Genomic DNA, 13811 nt, shown 5'->3' on the forward strand with positions numbered 1-13811 from the left:
TGAATCTATTAAAATAATAAGCCCACGATTGTTGCTGATAAGAAACTTACTAATGTTGCACCGAAAAGTAATTTCAAACCAAATCTTGCGACTACATTCCCTTGCTTTTCATTTAAGCTCTTAACTGCTCCTGCAATAATTCCAATTGAAGAGAAGTTTGCAAATGAAACTAAGAATACAGATATAATCGCTGTCGTTCTATCTGAGAAATTAAAGTTCCCTTGTGCTAAATCTGTCATGGCGACAAATTCATTTGATACTAATTTTGTTGCCATAATATTTCCGGCATTAACAGCTTCATGCCAAGGTACACCCATAATAAATGCAAATGGCGCAAATACATAACCAAGAATCTCTTGGAATGAAATACCGATTACACCTTTAAATACGGCATTAATGAATGCGATAAGAGCAACGAAACCAATTAACATAGCTGCTACTGTAATCGCAACTTTAAATCCATCAATAATGTATTCCCCTAATACTTCAAAGAAGGTCTTCTTCTCTTCTTCTTGTACTTCTAACATATCTTCTTCCTCAGTAACTTCATACGGGTTAATGATAGAAGCAATGATGAAGCCACCGAATAAGTTAAGCACTAAAGCGGTTACAACATATTGTGGTTTTAATAACACCATATACGATCCAACGATAGACATTGAAACGGTAGACATTGCAGATGCACATAATGTATACATTCTTTTCTCTGGCAATAATCCTAGTTGTTTCTTAACTGAAATAAACACTTCAGATTGTCCTAAAATTGCAGAAGCAACAGCGTTATATGATTCTAGTTTCCCCATTCCATTTACTTTACTTAATGCTAGACCGATAGATTTCACAATAATAGGTAACACTTTAATGTGTTGCAAAATACCGATTAAAGCTGATATAAATACGATTGGCATTAATACACTTAAAAAGAACGAAAACTCTTTTTGATTTACTAATCCACCAAATACGAAATTCACACCGTCAGCGGCATATTTTAATAGCTCTCCAAAACCATCTGCTATTCCGCTAATTAATATATTCCCTATACTTGTATTTAATAATAAAAATCCCAAAATGAATTGTAATATAACCATCGTTATGATTGGGCGATATTTGACTTTCTTTCTATCATTACTAGCAAGCCAAGCGATACCTAAAATCAATACGAGGCCTAAAACACCGATTAAGTATTTCATAAGCCGTCTCCTCCCATTCGTATCCGCTTACATCTTTTTCAATTGTTAAAGCAATAGATACACTTTACTTTGTGTATCTATTGCTTTTGACTTCATTAATGATTAGTAGTTATCTGTAGCACCTTTTGCATCATTTAATACGATTGCAACACTAGCACTTGCTCCAACGCGAGAAGCTCCAGCAGCTACCATTTTTTCTGCATCTTCACGTGTACGAACGCCACCAGATGCTTTTACACCAACCTTTGGTCCAACTGTTTTACGCATTAATGCGATATCTTCAGCAGTTGCTCCGCCAGTTGAGAATCCAGTTGAAGTTTTTACGAAATCAGCACCAGCTTTTACTGATAATTCACAAGCGCGTACTTTCTCTTCATCTGTTAATAGGCAAGTTTCAATGATTACTTTTACAAGAGCTTTTCCTTTTGCTGCTTGTACTACTTCATAAATGTCTTTTTCAACAAGTTCGTCGTCGCCATCTTTTAAAGCGCCTACGTTGATTACCATGTCAACTTCAGTTGCACCTTTTGCGATAGCATCTTTTGTTTCGAAAGCTTTTGTTTCAGTAGTACTTGCGCCTAATGGGAAACCGATTACAGTACAAACATCTACATCATGTCCAGCTAATTCCTCAGCAGCTAGCTTTACCCATGTAGGATTAATACAAACAGAAGCGAATTTATATTCCTTTGCTTCTTCGATTACTTTCATAACATCTTCTTTAGTAGTATTAGCTTTTAAAATTGTATGGTCAATTAACTTTGCAATGTTCATTATCTTCACTCCTCATATCTTTTAACAACTTCATTCTAACTCTTAGTTGAACAAATGTAAATACACTTTTGAAATTTTGTTCATTCTTTTTGAAAAGGCATTTTTCTGTAGTAAGTAAAGCTTATTCTAACTAAGAAACACTTTCTATTTAAAATCAAAACTTTTATATTAACAATGGTAGTATGTATCTCAATATCCATAATTATTTTAAAAAAAGCAATTTGTATTCAAACAGCACTCCCATAATTCATACATAACAAAATAAAAGGCTTTCTCAAAATTTAATATCTTGAGAAAGCCTTTTATTTCTAATCTTTTTGATAATGTAACAGTTCTTTTGCTGTATGCTGATCGATAATTAATACATTTGCATATCCGCCACGTAACGCACCATCAATTGCTTTTATTTTTCTATTACCACCAGCAACTAAAATAGAACGTTTCTTTAATTTCAGTTCCTCTAACTCAATTCCAATGGTCCGCTTATTAATTTCTTCACTACTAATATTTCCATCCCCATCAAAGAAACGTGAACAAATGTCACCGACCGATTGTTTTTTGAGTAAACTTGTTTCATCCTTATCGAAATAACCTAATCGGAATAATAGCGCTTCGTCTCGCACTGTCCCTACAGTGAAAATTGCAATATTCGCTTGTTTCCCCATTTCGATAATGTGATGAATATGTCGATCCTGCTCTACTAATTCCTTTGTCACTGCATTATCAAATATAACTGGAAGAGGTAGATTTCTTGGCGTCGTTTGAAAAGCATCTGCAAATAAAGCAATTGTTTCATTCGCATATGTATTTACACTCGAATGACTAATACCGCCTTTTAACTGAACGACTTCTACACCTTTTACATGTTGCGGTACAATTTTTCTAGCGATTTCATACATCGTCATTCCCCAGCTTACACCAACGATATCACCATTTTTAACCGTCTTTTCCATATACTCAGCTGCATATTTACTAATATACTCTGTAATCGTTGCGTATTCTGGCACTGGAGAAAATACGACATGCGCCTCTAACAAATTGTACTTTTCTTTCAGTAAATTTCCAACGTTATCTAAATCAGCAAATGGATCAGCTATACTAATTTGAACAAATCCTTTTTCTTTCGCGTACTTTAATAACCTAGAAATCGTCGGTCTTGAAATATTTAGTTTGTTAGCAATTTCTTGCTGACTATAATCTGATTGATAATATAATCTTGCAACTTCAACGCTTAATTGTTGTTTATCTTTATCCATAGTAACTCGCTACATATCCTTTCCTGTATTTCCTTTTCGTTACAAGCATTATACAGCTTTATGTAATAAATTTCGACTACAGAATTTTATCTACCTGAACTTCTACACCGCTTAGTATATGCAATGAAATTTAATCAATGGGGATTATGTCCCTCCCCTACTGATTATCATCCCTCACAAATTAGGCGTTTACGGGCGACTCGGCTCCCATAATGTAGAATCTTTTTATTAAGCAAACAGGTCGGATTATTGAGAAACTCATTTTTAAAACTCAAATTAGTATGTAAGTGTGAAATTAATTGTAAAATAGTATAGTTTTAGAATAAATAAGAGAAATAACCACTATTGATTATTTCTCTTTTCATATACATATTTATTTTTGGAAAAATAATCTAACCCCAAATACTAATAATACTGCGCCCGTAATACCCTCCATTATACGGTTCACTCGTTCTTTTCTTAAAAAAGTTCTTAATTGACGTATTAGCGAGATATAAAGCAAATACCATATTGCGGTCAAAGTCGTAAATGTGACTCCTAATAAAAGAAATTGGAGGAAATGATTTTGATTACTTACAATAAATTGAGGTAAAAAACTAAGGAAGAACACAGCAGTTTTTGGATTTAAAATTGCCGTAGTAAATCCTTGTCTAAAGCTTTTAATTGCCCCAATATTCTTAGAGTCCATTTCTATTGGACCCGACATATCTTCTTTTTTATGTAAGGCACTTTTAATTGACTTTACAGCTAAGTAAATTAAATAAAAAGCCCCAGCATATTTTATAAATGTAAATAACATAGCAAATTTCATTAGAATAGCAGAGAGTCCTAACGTAGCCATTATTGTATGAATCATCATTCCAGATATCGTTCCTAAAACTGTCTTTATCCCACCACTTTTACCATGCGAGATAGTATTTTTTGTAACTAGTGCAAAACCAGGACCAGGCATCATTATGATTAACATTGCTGTAAGGATAAATAATAGATAATTTTCCATGTTATGGTATTTACTTTCCAATTTTTAGTTTTGCTTACAGTATAGCTTTTTTCATTAAAACATTAAATATAAAAGACTTGATCAGAAATTTATATATCAATTTACAAGTCCACCTCTCACAAAAAACAGGATAAAAAAATAAACAGCGGAACTAGCCCACTGTTTACTTCGCCACACCTTCATGTAATTTTTCTGTATAATCTTTTACGTCTTTCCAGCTATCTTTCGCTGTATTCAAATCTTCTTTTATGAAGGTAAATTCTTCCGGACTAATTCCTTTTACGTTTTGTAGTAAATTATTATATTTTGCCCCTACTGTATACCATTGATTCGATATATTTTGCAATGCTGTAATTGCTGCATCAATCGTTTCAGTCATGTTTGTTGTTTTATTTTTTACATCCGTTAAAATTGCGACTTCTGCTTGTGCCCCAGAAATTCTATCCTTTAAATTGGCGATTTCTCTTTCTGCATTTGCAATATCTTTTTTCGCGACAGCAATCATTGGTCCGCCAGCAAGGCATGTTATTAACGCTACACAAAGTACCCCACCAGCGATAACCATATCATTACTCTTTTTAATTGAATCATTATATGTATTGATTTGTTGCTCTAAAGCTGGAATACCAGCATTCGTACTTGCTAAAATCGAGGTTAGTTGATTTGTATCCGCTTTAAAGCTATTTGTATCTTTCGCCATTCTATCACGAAAGGCTTTCAAATCTCCTAATAATACATCTACCTCATTTTGATTCTTTACAATATCCGCATACAATTTTTCTAAATCCGCTTTTAACTTTACGCTATCTTTTTGATCAATTGCTATTAGCATGCTACTATAATACGCTTGAAAAGTATTATTGTAATCAATAATATTTTGATCCGTTTTCATAATTTGCGGCTTCATATGATCTAACCAATACGCCGCGTTAATTTTTGCATCTCGTTGGTGCTGAATCATATTTCCTTTAAACTCACTATTAATCGAACTTATTTTACTCAAATCAGTCTCTTGCTGATTTCGAATTAAGCTTGCATATGAATCCATTGCGAATATGCTCGATGTCGTTTGTGCCATTACATCTTGGAATCCAGCTGGCCCTAACGAATAATTTCCCGCACTTTCTTGCAATGTTTTTACGTTTTGTTCTGCTGCAAAAGGATGTAAAGGAAATACATTACTCGTTGCCACCCCAGCAATCATTAACGTTAAAAGACATTTTTTATAAAATCTTTTCTGCATACTTTTCACCTGTTTTCTTTATAAGGGTATAAAGTGAAACTTTAATCAGTGGGGATTTTCTTCATCCCCCACTGATTATTAGCCCTCACCAATCGGACTTTTAGGGGCAGCCCGATCCCCACCTAAATTCTTTGCTTTCGCTGCATTTTGAGTTGGGGGTCTTACTGCCCATTAAAGTCGGATAAAAAGCTCCTGCTCACAACTGAACAGGAGCTTCAAATCTTTCATCAATACGTAACGCTCTAACGATTCGTATTTAATTAAGCTTTTTTCGTATCTACTACTTTAATATCTTCAGCATAAATCTTTTCTGCATAGTCTTTAATGTTTTTCCAGCTATCTTTCGCAATGTTTAAATCTTCTTTAATGAAAACAAGGTCATTCGGACTAATTGAATCTACATTTTGAAGTAAAGAATTGTATTTTGATCCCATTGTGTACCATTGGTTTGAAATGTTTTGCAACGCTGTAATTGCAGTATCAATTGTATTTGTTAAATACTCCGTTTGTGTCTTAATGTTCGTTAACCCAGCTACTTCTAATTGAGCAGTTGTAACTTGTCCTGTTATTTTTTGAATTTCAGCTTGTGCATTATCAAGCTCTTTTTTTGCTAATACGATTCCAGCTGTACCACCGCCTACAGCTGCTGTACCACCTGCAATTAACGCGACTCCTAACGGCGTTCCTGCACCTGTAGCAATAACTACTGCACCACCAATAATTGCAATTGGCCCTAGAGCTGTCGCAACTGATGAACCGATAATAATTGCATTATATTTACTAATTGCTTCATTGTACGTTGTAATTTGATTTTGCAATAGCGGAATTCCAGCGTCTTGACTAGCTAAAATAGATGTAATTTGATTTGCATCACCCTTAAAGTTTTGCGTATCGGACGTCATTTTATTTCGGAATTTCTTCAAGTCATCTACTAACTGATCTACTTGCGCTTTATTTTCATTAATACTACTTGATAATCTAGTTAAACCTTTCGTAAGAGTCGCTTTATCTTTTGCATCTACCGCAGCAACTAAAGTATCATAATAGTTTTGGAATTTCGTATTGTAATTAATAATATTTTGATTTGTTGAAATAAGCTGTGGCTTTAGTACATCTAACCATTGCTTCGCATTTCCTCTCGCTGTATCCTGGTGCTGAATCACTTTTCCTTTTAAAGCAGCATCAACAGTCGATACATTTCCAAAGTTAACATTACCTTGTTTAATAATTGTTAAAGCGTACAGATCCATTACTAAAGCGTTTGAACCTGTTCTTTCCATTGCATCTTTTAGGCCTTCTGGTCCTAATGAGTATTCCTCATAGTCATTATAAGCTTTTGCTACCGCATGAACTGGAGCTTGTTTCACTGTACTTTCAGCTGCATACGTATGAGCTGGCATAATGTTTCCTGCTGCAAATACTGCCATAAGTGCTGATAGAGCCATTACTTTATAAGGTTTTTTTGTCATTTTTCTTCTCTCCCTATATCGTTACTTATTTTTAATGTACTTCAACGTTTGTAACGTAATCTTCAAATTGATTCGTTTGTTTATTCATTTCATCACTTACTTTTTTAATTTGGTTGAAATGTTTTTGTAGTAAACTACTATCTGTATATGTGCCTTCTTCAACATTCTTTTGAATTTGGATCATATTATTGTTTAAAACTTTCCAATCCGTTAACAACGTTTCTAATGTTGTAATTTGACGATCGATTAGTTCTGTAAAGCTACTTACTTGATCTTCAACGAATGTAATTTGAGTCGCCTCTGCTTCAGTTTGTGATAATTTTTGAATAAGTGGCAATAGCTCTTTTTGCTTTTGCTGAATGCGAAGAGCTGCTTCCCTTGTTTGACTATCGGCAGCATTTACAATTTCATTACTTAAAGTACCGATAGAAACGAAATCAATTGTTTTCGTTTGTGCAGTTTGATTTGTAATTGTAAATACTTGTTTACCGATATTAATAGAACCTTTAATAATTTCTTGAGGTCTATTCAATATAGTCGTTAGTTCAGCTTGAATTTCCCCTTGAATTCTTTTAATATCTTCTCTTAACTTCACAATATCTCCACTTGATCCTTGTAGTGTTTTTATTGCTTCATCAGCCTTTATCGATAAGTTATTACTATCTTTGTCTAATACTGTTTTAAATCGATTTAACTCTAATAAATCTTGCTCCATACTCTCTTGGATGCTTTTTACTTGCAATTGTAATTTTCCATATGCATTTGTAAAATCTGCTTTTGCTTGTTCATCTTCATTTACGTTCCCTGCTAGTTCATAGAGCTTACTATAATAGCTATTAAATCTAGTACTATACCTCATCATCTCTTGATTTAAGTCGATTAACTTCGGATTATATTCATCAATCCACTCTCTTACATTTGCCTTTGCAAACTTTTGATGATTCGTCAAACTACTCATCGCGTTCACCTTAATGTCTGGCTGTTGTAAAATCACTAGTCCATATGCTTGTATAAGTGGTGACTGTGATCCTAACATTCTAATTGAATTGGATAATGTATTTGGAACAATTACATTTTGTGCATATACTGTTTTCACTTCTGGTTGCCCCTCCTTAGCGTAAGCGCTTACAGGAATGAAGCAACTCGTAGATACTGCTGTAACCAATAACCCTGTAATTAAAGTCTTTTTCACTTTAACTCCTCCTATGTATTAGCAACTATTACTATCGCATTTTATTATTCTATTTTCTTACCCATAATTTGAGATGGTTAAAATAGAGAACGTTCTCACCGCAATCCATGTATGAACCACCTCTCTCGTATTGCTACAGTACTTACTTATCGTCACAAAACATTTTATTATTTTTTCATATGTGATTAGTATGAATAACATTGTATAAAATTTCTATTTTATAGCGATTTCCACATTCACACAGTGAATATATTACATAAAAATATTATTCATCTTAAACTAAATAACGTACGTAAATATGAAATTCCGTTTTGTTTTCATATAAGTTTTGTACTGTAAGGTCATTTAAACACAGCTATTTATACAACGTAAAGAAGTATTTTCATTCCCTTTATTTTCAAGCCTTCATGTCTTTATTTCAAAATATAATCCACTTCACTTTTTCAATTAAAATATCCATATATCACAACAAAAACCTCTACTTACTCACAGATACAAAAATTATATCAATATATCTTTTAGACTCATATGCAATTATGCATAGCGTATACACAAAAAGGATAGCTCCACTTTCGTAAAGCTATCCTTTAAAAAACTTCTTACTTTTTCAAATGATATGGAACTGTCGTAATAACAACATTTCTTTTATAGAGTAAATACGCACGAATGAGTAAACTAGACTGATTATGGAGAATGTTATGCCAACCTTTTTTCGGAATGAACTGTGGTATAACGACAGTAACTCGGTAATTTGATTCACTCGCTTTATATTGTACTGTATCAATAAACTTCGTTAGCGGTTGAATAATACTTCTATAATGAGAATGTAATGTAACAAGTCTTACTTCAGGTTGCCACTTCTTCCATTTCTCTTCAAATTTCTTTTCCTCTTCTCTGTCAAAAGCAACATATACAGCGATAACTTGATCTGCAGATAGAGACTTCGCATAGTTTAATGAATTTTCTACTACATGCGTCATACCAGCTACTGGAACGACAATTACATTCCCCTCAATTGGAATAAGAGGTTCGCAAGTTTTTAAGCTTAATTGATCACCCACTGCATCATAATGCTTCTTAATTCGGTGGAACAAGAAGATAATAACAGGTAAGAAAATAAGGATTGACCAAACTTGTGCGAATTTAGTTAAAAAGAACATACTCATTACGATAAAACTAATGACTGCACCAATTAAATTGACTGTTAATCGTAAAGCCCATCCTTCTGGTTTTTCACGAAGCCATTTTAATACCATACCACTTTGAGAAAGGGTAAATGGAATAAATACGCCTACTGCATATAACGGGATTAAATGCTCTGTTTGCCCCTGGAAAGCTACAATTAAAATAATCGATGCGATTCCAAGTATAATAATTCCATTTGAGTAACCTAGGCGGTCTCCTCTAATCGTAAACATTCTCGGTATAAATTTGTCTTTTGCAAGGTTAACTGCTAATAGTGGAAATGCAGAATAGCCTGTATTAGCAGCAAGGATTAATATTAAAGCTGTTGTACCTTGTATAAAATAGTACATGAAATTACGTCCAAATGTTTGTTCAGCAATTTGTGAAACAACTGTTACTTCTTTACTTGGAGAAATTCCGTAATAATAAGCTAAGAACACAATTCCTGAAAATAAAACTGCAAGTAATGCACCCATTGCAAGCAATGTTTTCGCTGCATTGTTAGGTGCAGGATCTTTAAAGTTTGGAATTGCGTTTGAAATTGCTTCAACACCTGTTAAAGCAGAACTTCCTGATGCAAATGCTCGTAACAGTAAAAACAAACTAATCCCTGCAACTGGTGTTCCAATCGGCGTGTGTAAATTCGGTGACACGTGACCAGTTAAAATATTATATATCCCTACACCAATTAATATAAATAGTGCTAAAACGAATAAATAAACAGGATATGCTAAAACGGAAGCTGATTCCGTTACCCCTCTTAAATTTAAGATGGTAATAAATATAACAAATATAATCGCAATGATTACATTATGTGCATGTAAACTAGGAAAAGCAGATGTTAGCGCATCTGTACCTGCAGACACACTTACTGCAACAGTTAAAATATAATCGACTAATAAAGATCCTCCAGCAATTAAGCCCGGATTCATCCCTAAATTTTCTTTTGATACAACATACGCGCCTCCGCCATGCGGATAAGCAAAAATAATTTGACGATAAGATAAAATAAGGGCTGTCAATAATACTAATACCCCAATGGCTATCGGAATAGAATACCAATAAGCGATCGCTCCAACACCTGCTAAAGCAATTAATATTTGCTCTGGACCATATGCAACTGATGACAATGCGTCAGAAGAAAGAATGGCTAGCGCCTTCGTTTTATTAAGCTTTTGCTCTCCTAACTCAGTTGATTTTAAGGGCCTTCCAATTAAAAACCTTTTAATAGATGAAACCAATGCTGTCCACTCTCCAATAATTTTGTACGAACGATTCTGCTTGTTACAGCCAGTAAACTATTTCTTCAGAAAACAAAAAATGTCTACAAGCCATAGCGAAATAGACTTGTAGACATTATTTTTTTTGTCGCACAAGCTCCACCTTCCTTCTCAATATAACGCTTACGAGGTTAGCTGTCGGATTCGGGCCTATGAGTAGCCCTACCTTTTTCAAGGATTCACCCCATTGGATTAAGAACTAATCCATAAGAACGGGTCCCCCGTACCATGCGGTTTCAGCGATTTAGAAAATTGAAACTGTGGATTATAATACTCCTTTATTTTCAAAATGTAAACAAAAATTTTTAAAAAGAAAAAATTAAAATGATTGCGCATAATCCGCCGGTAAATATACATAATGAATACTAAAAAATCGATAAAGGAGACCTATATGTCTAAAGAAAAGAAGCCTATTTTTTCCGATTCTTATTTAGATGCATTAGCAAATGAAATTAATCAATTATACGGTAAACGTGAACAGGAAATAAATTTGACGGATAGAACAAAAAGAAATAAATGATTTGTCATAAAAAAAGAAAGCAATACACTTATATATTGCTTTCTTTTTTATTTTTTCATACATCCAATTGTATTGCTGATTTGTTAAAGGTCATTTCTTCATACACTTTCAAATTTTGATATACTGCTCCTAATAATGGTGCTTCTATAGAAAATTGTTCTGCTACATCTAGTAAGTATCCTTGTAAGTGCTTCGCTTCAATAGACGAACCTTTTTCCATATCACGCTGCATCGATGACTTCATATTATACGAAATTTTATCAATTGTTTTCATATGTTCTTGGACAATATTATCTTTAATTGGCGCTCCTATACATCTCATAATTTGCATACATTCTTCAAATAAGTTTTGGATAAAATCGCGTCCACCTTCGCTTTCACGAATCGGTCCTATCGGTGCCCGCATTAATGTTGTCACACCTGACATTACAGTAATAAATAAATATTTTTGCCACATATCTTGCATAATGTTTTCACTTAAAATAAAACTAGATTTCGTACCTGCAAATGCTTTAGAAATATGCTTTATTCTCTCTGAATCTTGAGACTTCATTTCTCCAAACACTAGTCTGTTGGCAGTGCTAGTTTGTACAATTTCTCCTTGATCGTTTAAAGTCGTCTCGATAAAGCATAAACCACCAATTACTTTTTCCTCGCCGAATTCTTTTTGTAATAGTGATACATGAGCGATACCATTTAACAATGGAATGATTACAGTGTTTTCACCTACAAACGGCTTCAAATCTTGAATTGCCTCGTTTAAGTGATACGCTTTTGTTGAAAATAAAATGACATCAAATGGAGCGGTTCGATCTTCTTTCGTTATTAATTTCGGTTGGAAGGAAAAATCCCCGTTAACACTGCGGATTACAAGTCCTCTTTCCTCCAATTGTTTTTTCCTTTTACTGCGAACAAGAAACGTAACCTCTTCTCCCTTTTCTACTAAGCGACCTCCAAAAAAGCCTCCAACGCCACCAGCTCCTAATACTAAAATCCGCATACAACATCCCCCTTTTTAAAATATCAATTTATAACTTTTAGTATACATAACATTATACATGTCCCCTACTAAATAAGCTGAATTTTCATTCTTAATCAAGTATAAAACAGTGGTTATTTTCAAATAAATTTGGGCATGTTGTTTTTATAGCATATATGGAAAGGAAACAATATAAATGGAGGCAATACAAACAATTGAAGAAAAAGATGTAACAACAGCTATATTTCAATTTATATTCCCGTTTTCTTTTAAAACTGGGTATGAACAAAATATGTTCCCTTTCTTACAAAAAAATGACTTTCGCCCTTTTCGACTCGATCATCTTGAAAATGAAAATACATACTATGGAAAGTTTCAAGTTTCACATCAAAATATGGAAGCATACTATCTTTCATTTACAAATAAAATTTTATTTCCTCATTCAGAGCATCAAAAAGGGTTGCAGCGCTATTCTAAAGACCTTAATTTAACTGGACATTTAACAACAAATCTTATTTCCGTTCCATTTAAGATTCATTCTATTGACGTAACACTTTGTCCTTATGAGCTTGGTTTCTTAACAATTCGTACAGAAGTAGAGACCGCTCCAAACATGACATTATCAGAAGCAATTGAATTCGCCGCCCGCTTCCGTGTACTTGAAACTAAAAATGATACAAATGAAACGATTTGCATTGAATGTAATGGAAAAAAATATTCCCAAGTGGAAAGATTCATTTTTGGTTATTTATTTCATGGCGTAACAGATTTCTTTGAGAAGAAGAGATTAAGAAGTTCTTACTTTCAAACCTTTCCTTTCTTTGAAGATCAAAGAATGTACGTTCAAACTTTACTATGTATAAAAGCAGATATGGAGCTTACCGAAGTGGATGTTTATCGTACTTCCAGTCTTTCTGGGTTAACAAGTGATGGTAAGGCTTATGTAAGTGCAAATAACCTTCCTTACATTCATGACTATTTAAAAAAACACGCTTACCAGAGATGGGCTCCAAATCGTTATTTCATTATGGAAGAACATATTTTTACATGTGTAACAAATGAAGGAGAACGCGAAATCACTAAACTTGCTAGTCAAATGTACGGAGAATTTTATTACGCTTTATTATTAAACCTATTCCATAAAATTGTTTTATTAAAAATGGCTAACGCCTATGCTGAGCTAAACATTGAACAAGATACTAATGAAATAGAGAAATTAATTTATTCGATCAATTCGTTCACTGCTAATTATTTTTCTTTAGAATTAGTATCCCAATCACAAAGTGAAGATATTTTCTTTCGTTTAAGAAAACTTTTTAATATTGAGGTTCTATACTCGAACGCGAAACAAAATCTTGATAGTTTGTTTAAATATCAAGAAAATGTCGCTTCTAAAAAGGATAGTCTTTTATTATTAATTTTAACGCTTTACTCTGTTGTGGGCCAAATGTTAGGGTTTACTATGATTGACCTGTTAAGAAACACCGATTCAAACAAAATATCGTCGCCACTTGAATTTTTCGCGCTTTTAATAGCAATTAGCGGCATCGTCATTTCACTTATTTTAGGTGCGCAAAGTTTATACCAATGGGGTCTACAACATAAACGAAGAAAAGCATGGGTTAAACAAACTGTACTTTCTGCTGTGAGAGAGAAAGATGATTCGAAATAAAGAAGATTATTTTTACATTGAAATATGTGGTACGCTACAGTAATTGAAATT

Annotated in this window: 11 protein-coding genes and 1 riboswitch; of the genes, 2 read left to right on the top strand and 9 right to left on the bottom strand. The window is 33.5% G+C overall.

The annotated features are described in order from the left end of the window. Positions 1 to 8 precede the first annotated feature (8 nt). The 8 genes from ACTFRS_RS09055 to ACTFRS_RS09090 form a co-directional block, all read right to left on the bottom strand. A complete protein-coding gene (locus ACTFRS_RS09055) occupies positions 9 to 1190 on the bottom strand; it encodes a NupC/NupG family nucleoside CNT transporter (RefSeq protein WP_139867728.1) in 1182 nt (393 codons plus the stop codon). Positions 1191 to 1292: 102 nt separating this feature from the next. Then, the gene (gene deoC / locus ACTFRS_RS09060; protein WP_440023730.1) at positions 1293 to 1964 is read right to left on the bottom strand and encodes a deoxyribose-phosphate aldolase; all 672 of its coding nucleotides are present in this window, start codon (positions 1962 to 1964) and stop codon (positions 1293 to 1295) included. A gap of 308 nt (positions 1965 to 2272) precedes the next feature. Further along, complete coding sequence (locus tag ACTFRS_RS09065; RefSeq protein WP_016717188.1) at positions 2273 to 3220, bottom strand: sugar-binding transcriptional regulator; 948 nt, start codon at positions 3218 to 3220, stop codon at positions 2273 to 2275. 373 nt (positions 3221 to 3593) lie between these two features. Next, positions 3594 to 4220 carry a LysE family translocator gene (locus ACTFRS_RS09070; RefSeq protein ID WP_440023729.1) on the bottom strand — a complete coding sequence of 209 codons (627 nt, stop codon included), beginning with the start codon at positions 4218 to 4220 and terminating at the stop codon, positions 3594 to 3596. Positions 4221 to 4383: 163 nt separating this feature from the next. Continuing rightward, on the bottom strand, positions 4384 to 5463 hold the full coding sequence (gene nheC / locus ACTFRS_RS09075; protein ID WP_440023728.1) for a non-hemolytic enterotoxin NHE subunit C: 1080 nt from the start codon (positions 5461 to 5463) through the stop codon (positions 4384 to 4386). Between the two features lie 260 nt (positions 5464 to 5723). Beyond that, complete coding sequence (gene nheB, locus ACTFRS_RS09080; protein ID WP_139867734.1) at positions 5724 to 6932, bottom strand: non-hemolytic enterotoxin NHE subunit B; 1209 nt, start codon at positions 6930 to 6932, stop codon at positions 5724 to 5726. 31 nt (positions 6933 to 6963) lie between these two features. Then, positions 6964 to 8124 carry a non-hemolytic enterotoxin NHE subunit A gene (nheA, locus tag ACTFRS_RS09085; RefSeq protein WP_242293683.1) on the bottom strand — a complete coding sequence of 387 codons (1161 nt, stop codon included), beginning with the start codon at positions 8122 to 8124 and terminating at the stop codon, positions 6964 to 6966. Between the two features lie 599 nt (positions 8125 to 8723). Further along, positions 8724 to 10550 carry an APC family permease gene (locus ACTFRS_RS09090; RefSeq protein ID WP_000254878.1) on the bottom strand — a complete coding sequence of 609 codons (1827 nt, stop codon included), beginning with the start codon at positions 10548 to 10550 and terminating at the stop codon, positions 8724 to 8726. Between the two features lie 144 nt (positions 10551 to 10694). Then, positions 10695 to 10841, bottom strand: a riboswitch (cyclic di-AMP (ydaO/yuaA leader). 139 nt (positions 10842 to 10980) lie between these two features. Here ACTFRS_RS09090 and ACTFRS_RS09095 point away from each other — a divergent pair. Then, positions 10981 to 11109: a hypothetical protein gene (locus ACTFRS_RS09095; RefSeq protein ID WP_000031869.1), complete on the top strand. Its 129-nt coding sequence runs from the start codon at positions 10981 to 10983 to the stop codon at positions 11107 to 11109. A 55-nt stretch (positions 11110 to 11164) separates the two neighbouring features. On the opposite strand, the gene panE is transcribed toward ACTFRS_RS09095, so the two are convergent. Further along, positions 11165 to 12109 (bottom strand): 2-dehydropantoate 2-reductase, encoded by a 945-nt coding sequence (gene panE, locus ACTFRS_RS09100; protein ID WP_139867738.1) that lies wholly within the window; start codon positions 12107 to 12109, stop codon positions 11165 to 11167. 175 nt (positions 12110 to 12284) lie between these two features. Between panE and ACTFRS_RS09105 the strand changes: the two genes are divergently transcribed. Then, positions 12285 to 13760: a hypothetical protein gene (locus tag ACTFRS_RS09105; RefSeq protein WP_139867740.1), complete on the top strand. Its 1476-nt coding sequence runs from the start codon at positions 12285 to 12287 to the stop codon at positions 13758 to 13760. Positions 13761 to 13811: the final 51 nt, after the last annotated feature.

This window comes from Bacillus cereus group sp. MYBK139-1, assembly GCF_051916915.1.
Lineage (GTDB): Bacteria > Bacillota > Bacilli > Bacillales > Bacillaceae_G > Bacillus_A > Bacillus_A pacificus.

What these genes read in the sequence shown, in the direction of transcription:
- ACTFRS_RS09105 (WP_139867740.1), top strand. Translation starts at nt 12,285, where the DNA reads ATGGAGGCAATACAAACAATTGAAGAAAAAGATGTAACAACAGCTATA.
- ACTFRS_RS09065 (WP_016717188.1), bottom strand. Translation starts at nt 3,220, where the DNA reads ATGGATAAAGATAAACAACAATTAAGCGTTGAAGTTGCAAGATTATAT.
- panE (WP_139867738.1), bottom strand. Translation starts at nt 12,109, where the DNA reads ATGCGGATTTTAGTATTAGGAGCTGGTGGCGTTGGAGGCTTTTTTGGA.
- deoC (WP_440023730.1), bottom strand. Translation starts at nt 1,964, where the DNA reads ATGAACATTGCAAAGTTAATTGACCATACAATTTTAAAAGCTAATACT.
- ACTFRS_RS09095 (WP_000031869.1), top strand. Translation starts at nt 10,981, where the DNA reads ATGTCTAAAGAAAAGAAGCCTATTTTTTCCGATTCTTATTTAGATGCA.
- nheC (WP_440023728.1), bottom strand. Translation starts at nt 5,463, where the DNA reads ATGCAGAAAAGATTTTATAAAAAATGTCTTTTAACGTTAATGATTGCT.
- nheB (WP_139867734.1), bottom strand. Translation starts at nt 6,932, where the DNA reads ATGACAAAAAAACCTTATAAAGTAATGGCTCTATCAGCACTTATGGCA.
- ACTFRS_RS09055 (WP_139867728.1), bottom strand. Translation starts at nt 1,190, where the DNA reads ATGAAATACTTAATCGGTGTTTTAGGCCTCGTATTGATTTTAGGTATC.
- ACTFRS_RS09070 (WP_440023729.1), bottom strand. Translation starts at nt 4,220, where the DNA reads ATGGAAAATTATCTATTATTTATCCTTACAGCAATGTTAATCATAATG.